The sequence below is a fragment of the Amycolatopsis sp. NPDC003676 genome (assembly GCF_053587275.1).
Window position 1 is genome coordinate 47,958 of the sequence record NZ_JBSFNS010000032.1, and the last position, 18,085, is coordinate 66,042.

Genomic DNA, 18,085 nt, shown 5'->3' on the forward strand with positions numbered 1-18,085 from the left:
GGTTCTAACCGGGATTGCCGCTCACGAGAGCCCTGCCCAACCCCAACAGCTGCTCCGTCGCGCCGCCGCTGGTGAACTCCAGGCGCTTCGCGGCGGCGAAGTAGCGGTGGATGGGGTGCTCGACATCGATGCCGACGCCGCCGTGCAGGTGCACTGCGGTGTGCGCGACGCGATGTCCGGCTTCGGCGGCCCAGAACTTCGCCGTGGCCACGTCAGCGGCAGCGGGCAGACCCTCGGAGAGTTTCCAGGCTGCCTGCCACAGCGTCAGCCGTACGGCCTCGACGTCGATGTACGCGTCGGCGAGGCGGTGTCGGACGGCCTGAAAGCTGCCCAGCACCTTGTCGAACTGCTTGCGTTCGCGCGTGTACGCAGCGGTCAGTTCGAGCGCGCATTCCAAGACACCCAACTGTTGCGCGCAAGCGCCGAGAGCGCCGCGAAGGCGCAGCTGTTCGCCGACATCGCCGAGAGCGACTCCGGGGGCGTCGGACAGCGTCACCAAACCAGCGTCAGCATGGTCCGTGGTGGACTGCGCGTCGATAGAGACCCCAACAGCGTCCTTCTCGACGATGTACACGCCGTCGGCAGCTTCGACGAGTAAGGCGTCCGCGAAGGCTGCGAAGGGAACAGCGGTCTGCGTACCCGTGAGGCGTCCGTCTGAAGCGACGAACGATCCGCCCAGGGCGACAGCGAGCACGGCTTTACCGCGCGAAACCGGCAGCAGCCATCGCTCGGCCAGCAACGGATCAGTGAGCACCGAGCCAGCCTGGACGACCGACGACAGATAGGGGACCGGAGCGACCGCGCGGCCGATCTCGATCAGGACAGAGCACTGTTCCAGCAACCCGAAACCGCCGCCGCCGACCGTCGAGGGCAGGGCCGCGTCGAGGACGCCGGACCGGGCCAGAACCGTCCACAGTGGAGCATCGAAACCGCCGGAGCCGTGCGGGCCCAGCGATTCCGCGGTGACCTGGTCGGCGAGAATGCGCCGGGTCAGCGCGGAAAGGTCGTTTTGTGCTTCGGTGAGGGAGAAGTCCACCGGGAGAACTCCTAACGCGTCACGGGCTGGCCGAGGGCGGTGGCGGCGACGATGTCGCGCTGCACCTCGTTGGTGCCGCCGCCGAAAGTGAGGATCAACGCCGAGCGGTGCAGCCGTTCCAGCCGTCCCGCGAGCACCGCGCCGGGGGAGCCGTCGCGCACCACGGCGGCCGCGCCGACCACCTCCATCAGCAGCCGGTACGCCTCGATCGCCATCTCGGTGCCGTACACCTTGGTCGCCGACGCCTCGGCCGGGCCGAGTTCGCTCGCTGCCGCGGCCCAGGCGATCTTCCAGTTCCGCAGCTTCAGGTACTCCGCGTAGGCGTGCACGCGCGCGAGGTGCGTCCGGACCCATTCGCGGTCGGTCAGCGACTCCTCGCGGGCCCATTCCACGACGTCGGCCAGGGCTTTCCGCACTGGTGCGGCTGAGGTGAGCGCGACGCGTTCGTGGTTGAGCTGGTTGGTGATCAGCGGCCAGCCCGCGTTCTCCTCGGCGACCCGCGACGTGACCGGCACGCGGATGTCGTCGTAGTAGGTCGCGCTGGTGCCGGGCCCGGCGACGGTGTGCACCTTCGTCCAGGAAAAGCCTGGCGCGGAGGTCGGCACGATCAGGATCGACAGGCCCTTGTGCTTGCGCGCCTCCGGATCGGTGCGCGCGGCGAGCCACACGTAGTCGGCGTACTCGATCAGGCTGGTCCACATTTTCTGCCCGTTGACCACGTACTCGTCGCCGTCGCGGGTAGCCCGCGTGCGCAGCGAGGCGAGGTCCGTGCCCGCGCCCGGCTCGGAGTAGCCGATCGCGAAATGCAGCTCGCCCGCGGCGATCTTCGGCAGGTAGAACGCCTTCTGATCCGGCGTGCCGAACCGCATGATCGTCGGGCCGACCGTGTTCACCGTCAGGAACGGCACCGGCACCCCGGCGATCGCCGCTTCGTCGGTGAAAACCAGCTGGTCGAGCATGCTCCGGTCTTGGCCGCCGTACTCGCGCGGCCAGCCGAGCGCGAGCCAGCCGTCCTTGCCGAGCTGCCGGACGATTTCCTTGTACGCCAACCCGTCGCCGTATTCGCCGCCCGGCGCGGCGAGACTTTCCCGCCGCGCGGGCGTCATCAGTTCGGCGAAGTATTCCCGCAGCTCAGCGGCCAGCGCCTGCTGCTCGCTCGTATAGTCGATCCGCACCCGTCACCTCCACCCCGCCGGTCTCGTTGTGGTGTCGTACCGGGCCCCGGCGGTAAGCTAGAACCTGTTCTAGTTGTACCAGGAGCGGCGAGCGGGAGGAAGCATGGAGGTCAGTGTCGACCGGACGCTGTGCGAGGCCAACGCGGTGTGCGTGGGGTTCGCGCCGGAGGTCTTCGATCTCGACGACGACGAGAACCTGGTGATCGGGCCGGTTCCGGAGGGTGAAGTAGAACGTGTTTCGCAAGCGGTGACGAACTGCCCGAAGAATGCCCTGTTCACGACCGGTTGATCGGGGCTTGCTCAATACGAGAACAGATTCTAGTCTGTGCTTCGTCAGGCAGGCTTCGACGAGGAGGCTCGCGGGTGAAATCGGCCGCAGGGAACACGAACGACAACCGGGCTGAGGCGGTTCGATGACTCTCGAGGGCAAGGTCGCTGTCGTCACCGGGGCCGGAGCGGGGCTCGGCCGGGCCGAGGCGCTCGCGCTGGCCCGCGAAGGCGCGTCCGTCGTGGTCAACGACATCGGCGAGGCGGCGGACGTCGTGGCCGAGATCGAGAAGCACGGCGGCAAAGCGCTCGCGGTGGCCGGGGACGTCTCCTCGGCCGAGACTGCGAAGGAACTGCTGTCGGCCGCGGTGGACCATTTCGGCAGCCTCGACATCGTCGTGAACAACGCGGGCGTGCTCCGCGACCGGATGCTGTTCTCGATGTCCGACGAGGACTGGGACAAGGTCATCGCGGTGCACCTGCGCGGGCATTTCCTGCTGTCCCGCAACGCCGCCGCGTACTGGCGCGATCGCTCCAAAATGGAGGGACAGCCGGTGTACGGCAGGCTGGTGAACACCGCGTCCGAGGCGTTCCTGGTCGGTTCGCCGGGCCAGCCCAACTACTCGGCGGCCAAGGCGGGCATCGCGGCGCTCACCATGTCCGCGGCGCGCGGGCTGGCGAAATACGGCGTGCGCGCCAACACGATCTGCCCGCGCGCCCGCACCGCGATGACCGCGGATGTCTTCGGCGAAGCACCCACGGACGGGCTCGATCCGTTGTCCGTCGAGCATGTCGCTCCGTTTGTCGCATTCCTTGCTTCGCCGGACGCGGATGCCATCAACGGGCAGGTTTTCGTCGTCCACGGCGGCATGGTCGCGTTGCTGAAGCCGCCGTCGGTCGAGGAACGGTTCGACACCGCCAACGGCGCCTGGACCACCGGCGAACTCGCCGCGACCGTCGGCGCGCACTTCGCCGATCGCGACCCGGAGCGGATGTTCGCCGCGACCGATCTGCTTTCGCTGCCCTGAACCCGGAGGACGCATGACCGAGGACCGGTTGGCCGGCAAAGTCGCCTTGATCACCGGAGCAGCACGCGGCCAGGGCGCGGCGGCCGCGCGCGCGTTCGTCGCGCAGGGCGCGAAGGTGGTGATCGCCGACGTCCTCGACGACGAAGGCAAGGAGCTGGCCGCCGAACTCGGCGAATCGGCCGTGTTCTGCCACCTCGACGTGAGCGACGAGGACGGCTGGACGGCCGCGGTCGACCGCACGGTGACGGAATTCGGCGCGCCGACGGTGCTGGTCAACAACGCCGGGGTGCTGTACTTTTCGGAGCTCGCGAAGACGCCGCTGGCCGAATACGAACGCGTCGTGCGGATCAACCAGATCGGGGCGTTTCTCGGCATGCGCTCGGTCGTTGAACCGATGGCAGGGGCCGGCGGCGGCTCCATCGTCAACGTGTCCTCTGTGGAGGGTCTGGCCGGGATGCCGTTCCTCGTCGCCTACACCGCGACCAAGTTCGCGATCCGCGGGATGACCAAGGTCGCCGCGCTGGAACTGGGCGCGCGCGGGATCCGGGTCAACTCGGTGCATCCGGGCATGATCGACACGAAAATGGTGTCCGACGCCGCGGGCGCGGACGTGGACGTGTCCTGGGTGGGCAAGAAGGTCGCGCTCGGCCGGGTGGGCCGCGCCGACGAGATCGCGCCGCTGCTGGTGTTCCTCGGCAGCGACGAGAGTTCGTATTGCACCGGCAGCGAGTTCGTCGCCGACGGCGGGGCCACGGCTACCCATGCGTTGAAACTGTGATCGGTGCTGGTGGGCCTAGGGTGACGGCTGGGGGCTGAAGGGACGGGAGTGAACACCGCTAACCGAAATCGGCGGGCGGGGATGGGCAAGACTCGGGGGTGACTACTGGGAGGTGCGGTGGGCGGAAGCGGCTCGGTCACTCTCCCGGGCACCGCGGCGCTGACCCAGGTCGGCAGGCTCGCCACGCTGTCCTGGGAGGTCCTGCGGGCGATTTTCAAGCGCCCGTTCCAGTTCCGCGAATGGATCCAGCAGTGCTGGTTCTTCGCGAGCGTGACCATTCTTCCGACGGCCTTGGTCGCGATCCCGTTCGGCGCGGTCATCGCGCTGCAGCTGGGATCGCTGACCACGCAGATCGGCGCGCAGTCCTTTACCGGCGCGGCCAGCGCGCTCGCCATCGTGCAGCAGGCGAGCCCGTTGATCACCGCGCTGCTGGTGGCCGGTGCAGGAGGAAGCGCCGTCTGTGCTGATATTGGCGCGCGCAAGATCCGCGAAGAGATCGACGCGATGGAAGTGCTCGGCGTCAACCCGATCCAGCGGATCGTGGTGCCGAGGGTGCTCGCCGCGATCGTGGTGTCGGTGCTGCTCAACGGCCTGGTCAGCGTGGTCGGCGTGCTCGGCGGCTACTTCTTCAACGTGGTCCTGCAAGGCGGCACGCCCGGCGCGTACCTGGCCAGCTTCAACGCCCTCGCGCAGGTGCCGGACCTCTGGATCAGCGAGATCAAGGCGTTCCTGTACGGCTTCGTCGCGGGCGTGGTCGCCGCGTTCCGCGGGCTGAACCCGGCGGGCGGGCCGAAGGGCGTCGGCGACGCGGTGAACCAGGCAGTGGTGATCACCTTCCTGCTGCTGTTCCTGATCAACGTCGTGCTGACCGCCGTGTACCTCAAAGTCGTGCCCCCGAAGGCGTTGTGACATGACGGCCGAACCGATCGAGCAGCCGCGCACGTCCGACCGGACGCTGGAGATCATCGCGCGCCCCGGCGCGAGTCTCGAAGGACTCGGGAAGCAGCTTTCGTTCTACGGCCGGGCGCTCGCCTGGTCGCCGCGCACAATCCGTCGCTACGGCCGGGAAACCACGCGACTGCTCACTGAAGTCTGCTTCGGCACCGGCGGCCTCGCGGTGATCGGCGGGACGCTCGGCGTGATGATCGGCATGACGCTGTTCACCGGTCTCATCGTGGGCCTGCAAGGCTATTCGGCGCTGAACCAGCTCGGCACCGCCGCGCTCACCGGGTTCATTTCGGCCTACTTCAACACCCGCGAGGTCGCGCCGCTGTCGGCCGGGCTCGCGCTGTCGGCCACCGTCGGCTGCGGGTTCACCGCACAGCTCGGCGCGATGCGGATCTCCGAAGAGATCGACGCGCTCGAAGTGATGGCCGTGCCGAGCATGCCGTACCTCGTCACCACGCGCGTGCTCGCCGGCGTCACCGCGGTGATCCCGCTGTACGCGGTGGGCCTGCTGTCCTCGTATCTCGCGTCGCGGCAGATCACCATCTGGCTTTACGGCCAGTCCGCGGGCACGTACGACCATTACTTCACGCTGTTCCTCCCGCCGGAGGACGTGCTGTGGTCGTTCGCCAAGGTGATCGTGTTCAGCGTGCTGGTGATCCTTTCCCATTGCTATTACGGCTATACCGCGTCCGGCGGCCCGGCCGGGGTGGGCATCGCGGTGGGCCGCGCGGTGCGGACGTCGATCGTGCTGATCTCGGTGCTGGACTTCTTCCTGAGCCTCGCGATCTGGGGCGCGAACACGACAGTGCGGATATCCGGATGAGTACCCGTCGAGAGTTGCGCAAACGGCTCCAGTACCAGCTGCTGGGGCTGGTCTTCCTGGTCGTGGCGGCGTTGTTCTTCACCACCACGATCGCCGCGTACCGCAAGGTGTTCACGCCGGTCACGCTCGTGAAGCTGGAGACCGACCACGTCGGCAGCCAGCTGCGGGTCGGCGGCGACGTGAAGGTGCGCGGGATGCTCGTCGGCGAGATCCGCGACGTGCGGCCGGTCGGCGACCACGCGGAGCTGGAACTGGCGCTGCAGCCGGACAAGACCGATGTGATCCCGTCGAACGTTTCGGCGCGGTTGCTGCCGAAAACGCTGTTCGGCGAACGGTACGTCGCGCTCCAGCTGCCCGAGCAGGCGCAGCGGCCGATCAAGGCGGGCGACGTCATCCCGCAGGACCGCAGCAGCACCGCGATCGAGCTGGAGCAGGTCCTCAACCACGTCATGCCGCTGCTGCAGGCGGTGCAGCCGGAAAAGCTTTCCAGCACGCTCAACGCCGTGTCCACCGCGCTCGACGGCCGCGGCAAGAAGCTCGGCGAGACACTGACCCAGCTGTCGGACTACCTCGGCAAGCTCAACCCGTCGCTGCCGGATCTCAAGGCCGACATCACCGGGCTGGCCAACGTTTCCGGCATCTATGACAAGGCCGCGCCGGACGCGTTGCAGGCGCTGTCGGACCTCACCACGACGACGCAGACCATCGTGGAGAAACAGCGCGGCCTGACCGATCTGTACTCCTCGGTCACCGGCACCGCCACCGACCTGACGCGCTTCCTGGAAGTCAACAAGGACAACATCATCCGCCTCACCACCGCCGTGCAGCCCACGCTCGACGTGCTCGCGAAGTACGCGCCGGAATACCCGTGCCTGTTCAAGCAGCTGGCCGGGACGGTGCCGAACGCGGAGCTGGCGTTCGGCAAGGGCACCGCGCATCCGGAGGTCAGCCGCGTGACGATCGAGTTCTCGGCGAGCCGCGGCAAGTACCTGCCCGGCGTCGACGAGCCGAAGTACGACGACAAACGCGGCCCGCGCTGCTATCCGCAGGTGCCGAAACCCGGGCACTGGCCGCAGTATCCGCCGGACGGCGCGGTGAAGGACGGGGCGAGCAAACCCGCTCCGCCGCACAATCCGGACGGCACGCTGCCCGGCGACTTCACCAACGGCCCGCTGCCCGGCGGGTCCGGCTCGACCGGCGGCGCGCCCAGCATCGTCGGGTCGGCCGACGAGCAGAAACTGCTCGACCTGCTGGTCTCGCCGACGCTGAACACCACGCCGGAGAACGTGCCGGGCTGGTCCGGGCTGCTGGTCGGGCCGCTGTACCGCGGGGCGGAGGTGGAGCTGAAATGAGGTCGTTCGTTCCCGCGCTGATCAAGATCGGCATCTTCGCCGTGGTCACCGTGCTGCTCACCGGGGTCCTCGCCACCACGATCGCGAACACGAACTTCGGCAACACCGCGTCCTACGTCGCGAAGTTCACCGACGCGTCCGGGCTGCAGGCCGGCGACGACGTGCGGATCTCCGGCGTGAAGGTCGGCCAGGTCGAGACAATCGGGGTCGACCAGGGCGAGCAGAACTACGCCGAGGTGCGGTTCCTCGTCGAATCGGCCTACAAGCTGCCCTCGCTCGCCACCGCGACCATCAAGTACCGCAACCTCGTCGGCCAGCGCTACCTCTCGCTCGGCACCGACGTCAGCGGCGGCGACCTGCTGTCCCCCGGCGACACGATCCCGCCGGAGCGGACCAAGCCGGCGCTCAACCTGACCGTGCTGTTCAACGGGTTCAAGCCGCTGTTCAAAGCGCTCGACCCGAAGGAGGTCAACCAGCTTTCCGCCGAGATCGTGCAGGTGTTCCAGGGCGAGGGCGGCACGATCACCAGCCTGCTGTCGCACACCGCGTCGATCACGTCGGCGATCGCGGGCAAGGACAAGGTGATCGGGCAGGTCATCGACAATCTCAACCAGGTGCTCAGCACGGTCAACGCGCGCGGCCCCCAGCTCGGCGACCTCGTCGACCAGACGCAGCGGCTGGTGAGCGGCCTGGCCGAGCAGCGCAAGCCGATCGGCGACGCGGTGGGCGCGCTCGGCGACCTGACCAACGCGACCGCGGGCTTGCTGGCGGACGCGCGGCCGGTCGTGCAGCAGGACGTGGCCCAGCTCGGGAAGCTGTCGAACAACCTCAACGATTCGCAGCCGCTCATCGAGCATCTGCTGCAGGTGCTGCCGGGGAACCTGGAGAAGTTCACCCGGACCCTGAGCTACGGCAGCTGGTTCAACTACTACCTGTGCGGGATCGAAGGCACTATCGGCATTTCCTCACTGGACGTGACGCTGCCGATCGTTCCGGTCCCCGGCACCGAACGCGCGCCGAGGTGTGGCCCGTGAAGCGACTGAAAGACCGGAACCAAGCCAGCGTCGGCGCGGTGACGCTCGTGCTCATCGTGCTGATCACCGCGGTGACGTACTTTTCCGACAGCATCCCGATGTTCGGCAACGGCACCACCTACACCGCTGCGTTCGCCGAGTCCGCCGGGCTCGCGCCGGACAACGAGGTGCAGGTGGCCGGCGTCAAGGTCGGGCAGGTGACTTCGGTGGAACTGGGGCACAAGCAGGTGCTCGTGAAGTTCCGAGTGAAGGGCGTGCGGGTCGGCGACGCGTCCACGGCGTCGATCGAGATCAAGACGCTGCTGGGGGAGAAGTACCTCGCGCTGGACACGAAGGGCGGCGGCACGCAGACGCCCGGCGACACGATCCCGGTGCAGCGCACGCGGACGCCGTTCCAGCTGCAGGACGCGTTCAACCAGCTGTCCACGACCGTCGGCGACATCGACACCAAGCAGTTGGCGCAGAGCTTCACCGTGCTGTCGGATTCGCTCAAGGACAGTCCGCAGTACTTGAAGGACACGCTGTCCGGGCTGTCGGCGTTGTCGAAGACGGTGTCCTCGCGCGACGCCGACCTGCACGCGCTGCTGTCCAACACGAGCAAGATCTCGAAGACGCTGTCCGATCGGAACGCCCAGTTGCAGCAGGTGATCAGCGACGGCAACTTGCTGCTGACCGAACTGCAGCAGCGCCGCGAGCAGATCAGCACGCTGCTCAAGGGCACGCAGGAGATCTCGAAGCAGCTGTCCGGGCTGGTCGCGGACAACCGCACGCAGATCGGGCCGACGCTCGCCGCGCTCGGGAAGGTCACCGACGTGCTGCAGCGCAACCAGGGCAACCTCGACCGGAGCCTGCAGCTGATGGCCCCGTTCGCCCGGGTCGGCGCGAACGCGACCGGCAACGGGCGCTGGTTCGAGGGGTACCTGTGCGGGCTGCTGCCGCCGACGATCACGGCGGGCGGGCTCTCGATCAACCCGGAGGGCTGTACGCCGCCGATCTCCGCACCTGACCAGGGGGTGGGTGGACGATGACTGTCGACACTAAAGCGGGACGGAGCCTCGTTACCTGGCTTGGCTTCGCTTGCGTAGCCGCGCTTCTGCTCACGGCGGGCATCTATCTCGTGCTGCGCGACACCGGCGGGACGAAGATCTCGGCGTACTTCGGCAAAACCGTCGGCCTGTACGCTGGTTCGTCCGTGCGCGTGCTGGGCGTGGCGGTCGGCGAGGTCACTGCGGTGACGCCGGAAGGCCAAGCGGTGCGCGTGGACATGAAGGTCAACGACGACGTCCCGATCCCGAAGGACGTGGGCGCGGTGGTCGTTTCGCCGAGCCTGGTGAGCGACCGGTACGTGCAGCTGACCCCGTCGTACGACAGCGGTCCGACGCTCGCGAGCGGAACCGTGCTGGCGCGCGACAAGACCGCGACGCCGGTCGAACTGGACGACCTCTACGCGAGCCTCGACAAGCTGTCCACCGCGCTCGGACCCAACGGGGCCAACAAAAACGGCGCGTTCTCCGACCTGCTGGACACGGCCGCGGCCAACCTGAAGGGCAACGGCAAGGACCTGAACTCGACCGTCACCAGGCTCGCCGACCTGGCCGGCACGCTCGACGATTCGAAGGACGACCTGTTCTCCACGGTGAAGAACCTGAACTCTTTCACCTCCGCACTGTCCCAAAGCGACAGTCAGCTGAACGAGTTCTACCAGCGGCTCGCGGACGTCAGCGGGTTCCTCGCCGACGATTCGCACGACGTCGGGGCCGCGCTCGATTCGCTGTCCACGTCGCTCGGGGACGTCAAACAGTTCGTGGCGGACAACAAAAACGGGCTTTCGTCCAATGTGGCCAAACTGGCGTCGCTCACCAAGGTGCTGGTGGACCAGCGGGCCTCGCTCGCCGAGGTGCTCGACATCGCGCCGACCGGGGCGACGAACTTCATCAACACCTACGACGCCGCGTCCGGCACGATCGCGGTGCGCGACAACCTGAACGAGATCACCAACCCGCCGATCCTCACCATCTGCCGGTTGATCAGCGCGGGCACGCCGAAACCGCTCCCGGACACGCTCGGCACCATCTGCAAGAAGCTCGCGCCCGTGCTCGACGGCACGCTCAAGCTGCCGTCCATTCCGCAGGCGCTGAACTCGCTGCAGAACGGCCAGCTGCCGCCGTTCCCGCTGCCGCTGTCGGACGTGATGACGCAGAAACCCGGAGGCGCCAAGTGAAACGCCTCCGCAAACGGCTGGCGGGCGTGCTCGCCGGAGTGCTGGTGCTCGCCGGGTGCAGCGACGGCGGGTTCAACGGGCTGTACTCGACGCCGTTGCCCGGCGGCCCGGACGTCGGCGATCACCCGTACCACGTCACCGCGCTGTTCACCGACGTGCTGGACCTGGTGCCGCAGGCGAACGTGAAGGTGAACGACGTCGCGGTCGGCCGGATCGACCGGATCGCGCTGACCCCGGACACCCGGTCCGCGCTCGTGTCGATGACGGTGAACGGCGACGTCCAGCTGCCCGCCAACGCGCGCGCCGAACTGCGCCAGTCCAGCCTGCTCGGCGAGAAGTTCGTGCAGCTGAGCGCGCCGACCGCGGAGAAGCCGTCCGGCAAGCTTGCCGACGGGGCGCAGATCCCGCTCGGGCGCACGAACCGCAACCCGGAGATCGAGGAAGTGCTGGGCGCGTTGTCGTTGCTGCTCAACGGCGGCGGCGTCGACCAGTTGCAGAACATCAGCCACGAGCTCAACGACGCGCTGTCGGGCAACGAACCGCAGATGCGCGCGCTGCTGTCCCGAGTGGACGAACTGGCCACCCAGCTGGACGGGCACAAGGGCGAGATCCTGCGCGCGATCGACGGGCTGGACAAGCTGTCGACCACGCTCGTCGGGCAGAAGCAGAACCTCGCCACCGCGCTGGACAAACTCGCGCCGGGGCTGAAGATCGTCGCCGACCAGCGCGACCAGCTGGTGGCGATGCTGAACTCGCTGAACAAGCTGTCCGGCGTCGCGGTCGACACGGTGAACCGCAGCCGGGACCAGCTCATCGCGAACCTCAAGGCGCTCGAACCGACGCTGCGCCAGCTCAGCGCGGCGGGCAAGGACCTGCCGAACGCGCTGCGGATCCTGCTCACCTATCCGTTCCCGGACTACGCGGGCAACGTGATCAAGGGCGACTACGCGAACGTCGACGCGCGGATCAACCTGGATCTCGACAAGCTGGTGCAGAACTTCACCAACTCTTCGCAGCCGCCGTTCCAGCTGCCGACGCCGCCTTCGACCGGAGGCACGCCGCCCGCTGCCGGGCAAGGGACGCCGCAGCTGCCGCAGTTGCCGTTGCCGCTGCCCAACACCCCGGCTACGGGCGGAGCGAAACCGGGCTTGGGCGGGTTGCTCGGCGGTCTGCTGGGAGGCGGCTGATGAATACGCGCAAAGTCCGGATCCAGCTGCTGGTGTTCTTCGCGATCGCCATCGTTTCGGTGGCGTACGCGGGCGGGCATTACGCCGGTCTCGACCGGATTTTCGGCAACCGCGGCTACCACGTGACGCTCAAACTCGCCGACTCGGGCGGGGTTTTCGTGAACTCCGAAGTCGCTTACCGCGGCGTGACGGTCGGCCGGGTCGGGGCCATGACGCTCACCCCGCAGGGCATCGACGTCCGCCTCGACATCGACTCCGGCGGCCCGGACATCCCGTCCGCGCTGCACGCGCAGGTCGCGAACCGGTCGGCGGTGGGGGAGCAGTTCGTGGACCTGCTGCCGGACCGCGAATCCGGCCCGTACCTGGAGGACGGCGCGGTGATCACGCAGGACCGCACGTCGCTGCCCGCGACGCCGGATTCCGTGCTGACCCATCTCGACGGCCTGGTCGCGAGCGTCCATCCGGAGTCGTTGAAGACCGTGGTGGACGAGACGTACGACGCGTTCGCCGGTTCCGGGCCGGAGTTGCAGAAGCTGTTGGACAGCACCAGTTCCCTCACCGCGACGGCCGCGCAGTACGTCCCGGACACGCAAGGCTTGCTGGCGAATTCGAAGACCGTGTTCGCCACGCAGGAACGGCAGGCGCAGAACATCACGGCGTTCGCGTCCGGGCTGAAGACGATCGCCGGGCAGCTGAAATCGTCGGATCCGGCTATCCGCAAGGTGATCGACGAGGCTCCGCAGCTGAGCCGCCAGATCAGCGACGTGCTCGCGACGTCCGGGACCGACCTCGGGGTGCTGTTCGCGAACTCGCTCACCACCGCGCAGGTCACCTCGATGCGCAAGGACGCGATCGAGGAGCTTTTGGTGGCGTACCCGGTGATCTCGGCGTTCTCGCCGACGACCTCGCCGGACGGCACCGGGCATCTGGGCGTGGTGTTCAACTTCTTCGACCCGCATTCGTGCACGAAGGGGTACGAGGGCACGAAACAGCGTCCGGCCAACGACACGAGCGAAGCGCCGGTCAACATGAACGCTTACTGCGCTGAGCCTCCCGGAAGCCCGACCGAGGTGCGGGGTGCGCAAAACGCGCCGTACGCGGGGAAGCCGCCCGCGATTCCGGCCGCGCCCAAGGCTTCCGCGCCTTCGGACCAGGGTTCGCAGCAGCAGTTGCCGGGTCTGCTGGGGCAGTTGACTGCGCCGCTGAAGGGCGGGCTCGGGGCGTTGCTGGGCGGTTCGTGATGGCTGACTCGGCTGAGGATTCCGGACCGACCTTCCTGAGCGGACGGGTGCTGACCGCGCTGGCCGTAGTCGCGGTACTGGCCGCTGCCTGGTTCGGCTGGTCGTGGTGGAGCGCGGCGCAGGACGACAGCCTCGCGCGCGGCCGGGCCCGGGACGCCGTGCTGGCCGCCGCGAGCACGAGCCTGGTCACGCTCAACACGATCGACTACCGCACGAGCGCGGTCGACGTGGACCGCTGGATCTCCGCGACCACCGGGCAGTACGGCAAAGACCTGTCCGGCGACCGGCAAATGCAGATCGACCGGGCCAAGCGCGCCAAGATCGTGTCGACAGCTTCGCTGGTGCAAGCCGCTGTCACCGATCTGAACCCTTCGGCAGGCACGGCAAGGCTGATCGCAGTCCTGAACGTCCGCGTGAGCACCGGCGATGGCGCGCCCTCGGCGAAACAGGCGCGTCTGGCCGTGGACTTCGCGCGCGACGGTGATGCGTGGAAGATCGGCGCTGTCCAGGCGGTGGGCTCGTGAACCGGCGGACGATCACCGCTGGCGTGGCCGCAGTCGCGCTGGCGTGCGCGGTGTGGTTCGGGGTGCAAGCGTCGCTGCTGCAACCCGAAGACGACGAAGCGATGGTCGACCCCGTCGCGACATCTCAAGTCACCGACCAGGTCAGCGCTGCGGTCAAGGCGGTCTTTTCTTACGACTACGCGAATCTGGACCGCACCGCTCGCGCCGCGGGCGATGTCCTCACGGGTTCCGCGGTCGGCCAGTACCAAAGCCAATTCGCCGCGGCCCGCCAACGCGCGACGAACGACAAACTCGTCCGCACGACGACCGTCCGCGCGATCGGAGTCCGCTCCCTGCACGGCGACGACGCGAGCCTGCTGCTTTTCCTTGACCAGCAAACGATCCTGCCCGGCGGCGGTGCGCCTCAATCGTCGGTCGGCCAGCTTTCCGTGACGGCGCATCGCACCGACGGACAGTGGAAGATCACCGCGCTGGATCCGCTTTAACCGGTCCGGCCGAGCAGCCCGCTGACCTCTCGCGCGAGGGACACTGACGCCTCGATCTCGACCTTGCGGATCGACACGCTCTCCACGAGGAACCCGAACGGCATCCCGAGCTTGCGGCAGAACGCGGCCAGTTCGCGGGCGTTGGCCAGGCACTGTTCGTAGGACTCGGCCAGCGTGTCGTCCGCGTGGCGCAGGGAATTCTCCAGCCAGCGCGGGACGTGGACGCCGAGCCACTTGAGGAACGCCAGCGTTTTCGCCGAACCGCACACCGAGAGGGTGAACAGGACCGGTTTCGGTTCGAGCTGCTGCTCGCGGCACGCGTAGAAGTAGTCGGAGACCATGCTCTTGGCCGCGTCGGCGCTGTAGATCACCTGCGAGATGAAGTACGCGCAGCCGGCTTGCTGTTTGGCGATCAGCCGGAGGTGCTCGTCGGGCCGCTCGGTGATGGCGACGCCGCCGAGCAGCAGGTCCGGCCGCACTTCGCGGCGCAACGCCTGTGCCTCGGACAGCCGGGTGTGCACTTCCTTGCCCTTCGAGGACGCCCCGACGAAGACCGACAGCACCCGCTCGGTGTCGGCGGTCCGCAGCCAGTCGCGCAGCTCGTCCCCGGGGTACTTGCCGACGCACCGGTAGATCACCGCCGGCCGGTCCCACTCGCTGAGATAGCCCGCGTGATAGGCGGCCGGGTCGAGGGTGGGCAGGTAGGGGAACGGCCGCTCCTCGGGATTGCGGTCGCTCTCGTCGTCGATGTCGTAGAGGGCGAGGCCGTCGACGTCGAGGTCGCTGAGCCGCGCGAGAGTGGCGGCGGTGATCTCCCGGATCCGCTCGGGGGAGGTGCTGAGGCGCGGCGGGGTGATGCCGAAGAGCAGCACGCCGCTGCCGGAGTCGGTCAGCTTTGCCCGGAGAGTGTGGTCCGCCATGGCTCGAAAACTAGCAGCGCTCCTCAGCCCGCGAAGGGGCCGCCTGGTCCGAAGACCTGCTTGGCAAACCGTTCCCCGGCAAACCGATGTGTCGCCGCGTCCGGATGCAGTGCGTCCGGCAGGGGGCGGGCGGCGAAATCCCCTTCCCCGTACAGCGAAAGCCCGTCCACGTAATACAGCTCCGGATCCTCCCGAGCCGTCACGATCTGCGCCAGCTCCTTCCGGATCACCTTCAGTGTCAGCTTCCCCTCCGCCACCGCAGAAGGATCGCCCGTCGCCTTGAATCGGAGCGTCCCGGCACTGAAGTCCGGCGCACCCGGCCCGGGCGTGTCCTCGTGGATCGGGCACAACCACGGCGAAATCACCACCAGCGGAACGTCCGGATGCCCCTCCCGGATCGTGTCCAGAAAACCATGCACAGCCGGGCCGAAAGCGCGCAATCGCATCAGGTCGGCGTTCACGATGTTGATTCCCAGCTTCACGCTGATCAGATCGGCGGGCGTGTCCCGCATCGCTCGCGCGGTGAACGGGTCCAGCAGCGCGCTCCCGCTGAAGCCCAGGTTGATCAGGTCCACCCCGGCGGCCGCGGCGGCGAGCGCGGCCCACGTCTGGGAGGGCCCGGCCGCGCCGGTGCCGTGGCTGATCGAGCTGCCGTGGTGCAGCCAGACGCGTCCAGCGGGCGGCAGCGGCGAGATCGGGGCAGTGGTGCGCAACGCGACCAAGCGAGTGGTTTCGTTGTGCGGCAACCAGATCTCGACTTCCTTGACACCCGAGGGCAGATCGGAGAACCGGACCGTGCCGGGCGGGCCGGGGCGGGTTTCGCCGGAGCCGGTCATCATGTCGAGGATCAGTTCGTCGCCGCCCGACACCGTGGCGGAACCGGCCGAACGTCCGTTCAGCACCAGGTCGTAGCCGCCGTCCGGCAGCGGCGGGACGCCCGCGTAGCCGACCTTCGTGCGGTGGGTGTCCAGTTCGATGGCGGTCGACTCGGTGCGGAACGCCAGGCGCACGCCGGACGGCTGGGTCTCGGCCAGCGCGAGCCTGCTGTCGGTGTTCTGCGCCCGCGCCCGTGCGGTCAGCCGGTGCGGCAGCAAGCCCTGCGGCGTGCGTTCCAGCTCAAGTGCACCGCGCACGAACTCTTCGCCGATCTCGGTGGTGATCCACTGCATGCCGCCGAGTCTGCCGTCCCCGTCCGCGCGCCGCCAACGGGATATCAGCCGTCCCAGACCTCGGCGCCCTGGCGCAGCACCGCGACCGGGGCGGTTCCGGCGGTCGGCCACAGGTCCAGCACGTACCGGAAATGCTCGCCGAACTCGTGGTCGTGCCATTCGGCGTCCGGCGGGCCGCTTTCCACATAGGACACTCGGACCCGGTACCGGCCGGGCGGGACCGAGATCCGGTGCTCCTGCCGCGCGTAGCCGGCGGGGCCGGCCAGCGTCGCCTCGCCGCCGGGGACGTCGAGGTCGGCTTCCACGACGTGGGACGCGTCCGGCAACACCGACGGTGCGGCCGCGGAGACCGACACGTCGACCTCGACCCAATCGGAGCGCGCGGTCGCCACGGAGAGCGACGAGGGCTCTACCGCGACGCGGTGCACGGACACCGCCTCCTCGGTCCACCCGCCGTCGCCGGGACGCCAGGCGTCCTTGTCCCGCAAGGAGAACTGCCGTTGCTCGGCATGCACCAGGTACCGCACGGATCCCACGCTAGCCCACGAGAGCCGGGGGTCACCCAAACTGGCTTGTGCGAGCGGTTTAGCGTGGTGGTATGACCACAGCTCCTGTCGACGTCGACACCGCCCGTCGCGACTACGCTGCGCTGGTCGAGCGCGGCCTGTCCCTGGACATCACCCGCGGCAAGCCGTCGCCCCGGCAGCTCGACCTCTCCGCAGATCTCCTGACGCTGCCGAACGGCCAGTACAAGGCCGAGGACGGCACCGACACCCGCAACTACGGCGGGCTCAAGGGGCTGCCGGAGCTGCGCCGCATCTTCGCCGACGCGCTGCAGGTGCCGGTCGAGCAGCTGTTCGCGGCGGGCAACTCCAGCCTGGAGCTGATGCACGACACCATCGCCCAGGCGATGCTCAGCACCCTGCCGGGCGCGACGCGCCGCTGGGCCGACGAGCCCCGCATCGCGATGCTGTGCCCGGTGCCCGGCTACGACCGGCACTTCGCGCTCGCCGAGCGGTTCGGCATCGAGCTGATCCCGGTGCCGATGACCGAAACCGGCCCGGACATGGACGCCGTCGAGCGCCTCGTCGCCGACGACGCCGCGGTCAAGGGCATCTGGTGCGTGCCGAAGTACTCCAACCCGACCGGCGTCACCTTCAGCGCCGAGACCGCGGGCCGGCTCGCCGCGATGCCGGCCGCCGCGCCGGACTTCCGGATCATCTGGGACAACGCCTACGCGGTGCACCACCTCACCGACGACGAGCCGGAGCTGGCCGACATCCTCGCGCTCTGCGCCGAGGCCGGGAACCCGGACCGCGCGTTCGTGTTCGGCTCCACCTCGAAGATCACCTTCGCCGGGGCCGGCGTCGGGTTCTTCGGCGCGTCCGAGGCCAACCTCGCCTGGTGGCAGAGCGTGCTCAGCAAGCGCACCATCGGCCCGGACAAGGTCAACCAGCTGCGCCACGCGCTGTTCCTCAAGGACGCCGACGGCGTCCGCGCGCTCATGCGCAAGCACGCCGAGCTGATCGCGCCCAAGTTCGCCGCCGTCGAGCGCATCCTCAGCGAGGAGCTGGGCGACCTCGCGACCTGGACCAAGCCGACCGGCGGGTACTTCATCTCGCTGACCGTCCCGGAGGGCACCGCGAAGGAGGTCGTGCGGCTGGCCAAGGAGGCGGGCGTCGCGCTGACCCCGGCCGGGGCCACCCACCCGCACGGCGACGACCCGGCCGACGCGGTCATCCGCATCGCGCCGACCTTCCCCGAGCTGGCCGAGGTGGAGGAGGCCGTCCGCGCCCTCGCCGTCTGCGTGCGGCTCGCGGTCGCGCAGCGCGCCTGAGCACTGGTTCCGTGCCGCCGCCACCCGCTACGGTGGCGGCGGCACGGTCGTATCCAGGGG

General features: G+C 68.6%; 19 protein-coding genes. 14 read left to right on the plus strand and 5 right to left on the minus strand.

What is annotated here, in order from left to right:
• Positions 1-4: 4 nt before the first annotated feature.
• Both ACWDNU_RS20510 and ACWDNU_RS20515 read right to left on the minus strand, forming a co-directional pair.
• Positions 5-1,036: an acyl-CoA dehydrogenase family protein gene (locus ACWDNU_RS20510; protein ID WP_370939055.1), complete on the minus strand. Its 1,032-nt coding sequence runs from the start codon at positions 1,034-1,036 to the stop codon at positions 5-7.
• Positions 1,037-1,047: 11 nt separating this feature from the next.
• Complete coding sequence (locus ACWDNU_RS20515; protein WP_449670060.1) at positions 1,048-2,211, minus strand: acyl-CoA dehydrogenase family protein; 1,164 nt, start codon at positions 2,209-2,211, stop codon at positions 1,048-1,050.
• 103 nt (positions 2,212-2,314) lie between these two features.
• Here ACWDNU_RS20515 and ACWDNU_RS20520 point away from each other — a divergent pair, with 103 nt between their 5' ends.
• The 13 genes from ACWDNU_RS20520 to ACWDNU_RS20580 all read left to right on the plus strand — a co-directional run bounded on the left by ACWDNU_RS20520 (position 2,315) and on the right by ACWDNU_RS20580 (position 14,099).
• Positions 2,315-2,500, plus strand: coding sequence for a ferredoxin (locus ACWDNU_RS20520; RefSeq protein ID WP_449670061.1), 186 nt, complete (start codon positions 2,315-2,317; stop codon positions 2,498-2,500).
• 124 nt (positions 2,501-2,624) lie between these two features.
• Positions 2,625-3,506 carry a 3-oxoacyl-ACP reductase gene (locus tag ACWDNU_RS20525; RefSeq protein WP_449670062.1) on the plus strand — a complete coding sequence of 294 codons (882 nt, stop codon included), beginning with the start codon at positions 2,625-2,627 and terminating at the stop codon, positions 3,504-3,506.
• Positions 3,507-3,519: 13 nt separating this feature from the next.
• Positions 3,520-4,284, plus strand: a complete 765-nt coding sequence (locus ACWDNU_RS20530; protein ID WP_449670063.1) for a glucose 1-dehydrogenase — start codon at positions 3,520-3,522, stop codon at positions 4,282-4,284.
• Positions 4,285-4,401: 117 nt separating this feature from the next.
• Positions 4,402-5,193, plus strand: coding sequence for an MlaE family ABC transporter permease (locus ACWDNU_RS20535; RefSeq protein WP_344267887.1), 792 nt, complete (start codon positions 4,402-4,404; stop codon positions 5,191-5,193).
• Position 5,194: 1 nt separating this feature from the next.
• Positions 5,195-6,055, plus strand: a complete 861-nt coding sequence (locus tag ACWDNU_RS20540; RefSeq protein WP_370939050.1) for an MlaE family ABC transporter permease — start codon at positions 5,195-5,197, stop codon at positions 6,053-6,055.
• Positions 6,052-7,407, plus strand: a complete 1,356-nt coding sequence (locus tag ACWDNU_RS20545) for an MCE family protein (protein WP_449670064.1) — start codon at positions 6,052-6,054, stop codon at positions 7,405-7,407. The genes ACWDNU_RS20540 and ACWDNU_RS20545 overlap by 4 nt, the downstream gene beginning before the upstream one ends.
• Positions 7,404-8,441, plus strand: a complete 1,038-nt coding sequence (locus ACWDNU_RS20550; RefSeq protein WP_370939047.1) for an MCE family protein — start codon at positions 7,404-7,406, stop codon at positions 8,439-8,441. The genes ACWDNU_RS20545 and ACWDNU_RS20550 overlap by 4 nt, the downstream gene beginning before the upstream one ends.
• The gene (locus ACWDNU_RS20555) at positions 8,438-9,469 is read left to right on the plus strand and encodes an MlaD family protein (RefSeq protein ID WP_449670065.1); all 1,032 of its coding nucleotides are present in this window, start codon (positions 8,438-8,440) and stop codon (positions 9,467-9,469) included. The genes ACWDNU_RS20550 and ACWDNU_RS20555 overlap by 4 nt, the downstream gene beginning before the upstream one ends.
• On the plus strand, positions 9,466-10,662 hold the full coding sequence (locus ACWDNU_RS20560; RefSeq protein WP_370939045.1) for an MCE family protein: 1,197 nt from the start codon (positions 9,466-9,468) through the stop codon (positions 10,660-10,662). The genes ACWDNU_RS20555 and ACWDNU_RS20560 overlap by 4 nt, the downstream gene beginning before the upstream one ends.
• Positions 10,659-11,849 carry an MCE family protein gene (locus ACWDNU_RS20565; RefSeq protein WP_449670066.1) on the plus strand — a complete coding sequence of 397 codons (1,191 nt, stop codon included), beginning with the start codon at positions 10,659-10,661 and terminating at the stop codon, positions 11,847-11,849. Before ACWDNU_RS20560 ends, ACWDNU_RS20565 begins: the two co-directional genes overlap by 4 nt.
• On the plus strand, positions 11,849-13,090 hold the full coding sequence (locus ACWDNU_RS20570) for an MlaD family protein (protein WP_370939043.1): 1,242 nt from the start codon (positions 11,849-11,851) through the stop codon (positions 13,088-13,090). Before ACWDNU_RS20565 ends, ACWDNU_RS20570 begins: the two co-directional genes overlap by 1 nt.
• Positions 13,090-13,614, plus strand: a complete 525-nt coding sequence (locus tag ACWDNU_RS20575) for a hypothetical protein (protein WP_449670067.1) — start codon at positions 13,090-13,092, stop codon at positions 13,612-13,614. The genes ACWDNU_RS20570 and ACWDNU_RS20575 overlap by 1 nt, the downstream gene beginning before the upstream one ends.
• Entirely contained in the window at positions 13,611-14,099 is a 489-nt protein-coding gene (locus tag ACWDNU_RS20580; RefSeq protein WP_449670068.1) for a hypothetical protein, read from the plus strand. Before ACWDNU_RS20575 ends, ACWDNU_RS20580 begins: the two co-directional genes overlap by 4 nt.
• On the opposite strand, the gene ACWDNU_RS20585 is transcribed toward ACWDNU_RS20580, so the two are convergent.
• Genes ACWDNU_RS20585 through ACWDNU_RS20595 form a run of 3 tightly spaced genes read right to left on the minus strand, consistent with a single transcriptional unit; the run spans position 14,096 to position 16,715 of the window.
• Positions 14,096-15,019 carry a methylenetetrahydrofolate reductase gene (locus tag ACWDNU_RS20585; RefSeq protein WP_449670069.1) on the minus strand — a complete coding sequence of 308 codons (924 nt, stop codon included), beginning with the start codon at positions 15,017-15,019 and terminating at the stop codon, positions 14,096-14,098. The two genes, ACWDNU_RS20580 and ACWDNU_RS20585, sit on opposite strands and share 4 nt — an antisense overlap.
• A gap of 23 nt (positions 15,020-15,042) precedes the next feature.
• Positions 15,043-16,188: an SGNH/GDSL hydrolase family protein gene (locus ACWDNU_RS20590; protein WP_449670070.1), complete on the minus strand. Its 1,146-nt coding sequence runs from the start codon at positions 16,186-16,188 to the stop codon at positions 15,043-15,045.
• Between the two features lie 44 nt (positions 16,189-16,232).
• Complete coding sequence (locus tag ACWDNU_RS20595) at positions 16,233-16,715, minus strand: hypothetical protein (protein WP_449670071.1); 483 nt, start codon at positions 16,713-16,715, stop codon at positions 16,233-16,235.
• 71 nt (positions 16,716-16,786) lie between these two features.
• Here ACWDNU_RS20595 and ACWDNU_RS20600 point away from each other — a divergent pair, with 71 nt between their 5' ends.
• Entirely contained in the window at positions 16,787-18,025 is a 1,239-nt protein-coding gene (locus ACWDNU_RS20600) for an aminotransferase class I/II-fold pyridoxal phosphate-dependent enzyme (RefSeq protein ID WP_449670072.1), read from the plus strand.
• The last annotated feature ends 60 nt before the right edge of the window (positions 18,026-18,085 follow it).

Bases quoted from the DNA above. Each gene is read 5' to 3' on its own strand.
- ACWDNU_RS20520 (WP_449670061.1), top strand. From the start codon at position 2,315: ATGGAGGTCAGTGTCGACCGGACGCTGTGCGAGGCCAACGCGGTGTGC.
- ACWDNU_RS20525 (WP_449670062.1), top strand. From the start codon at position 2,625: ATGACTCTCGAGGGCAAGGTCGCTGTCGTCACCGGGGCCGGAGCGGGG.
- ACWDNU_RS20530 (WP_449670063.1), top strand. From the start codon at position 3,520: ATGACCGAGGACCGGTTGGCCGGCAAAGTCGCCTTGATCACCGGAGCA.
- ACWDNU_RS20540 (WP_370939050.1), top strand. From the start codon at position 5,195: ATGACGGCCGAACCGATCGAGCAGCCGCGCACGTCCGACCGGACGCTG.
- ACWDNU_RS20545 (WP_449670064.1), top strand. From the start codon at position 6,052: ATGAGTACCCGTCGAGAGTTGCGCAAACGGCTCCAGTACCAGCTGCTG.
- ACWDNU_RS20550 (WP_370939047.1), top strand. From the start codon at position 7,404: ATGAGGTCGTTCGTTCCCGCGCTGATCAAGATCGGCATCTTCGCCGTG.
- ACWDNU_RS20560 (WP_370939045.1), top strand. From the start codon at position 9,466: ATGACTGTCGACACTAAAGCGGGACGGAGCCTCGTTACCTGGCTTGGC.
- ACWDNU_RS20570 (WP_370939043.1), top strand. From the start codon at position 11,849: ATGAATACGCGCAAAGTCCGGATCCAGCTGCTGGTGTTCTTCGCGATC.
- ACWDNU_RS20575 (WP_449670067.1), top strand. From the start codon at position 13,090: ATGGCTGACTCGGCTGAGGATTCCGGACCGACCTTCCTGAGCGGACGG.
- ACWDNU_RS20585 (WP_449670069.1), bottom strand. From the start codon at position 15,019: ATGGCGGACCACACTCTCCGGGCAAAGCTGACCGACTCCGGCAGCGGC.
- ACWDNU_RS20590 (WP_449670070.1), bottom strand. From the start codon at position 16,188: ATGCAGTGGATCACCACCGAGATCGGCGAAGAGTTCGTGCGCGGTGCA.
- ACWDNU_RS20600 (WP_449670072.1), top strand. From the start codon at position 16,787: ATGACCACAGCTCCTGTCGACGTCGACACCGCCCGTCGCGACTACGCT.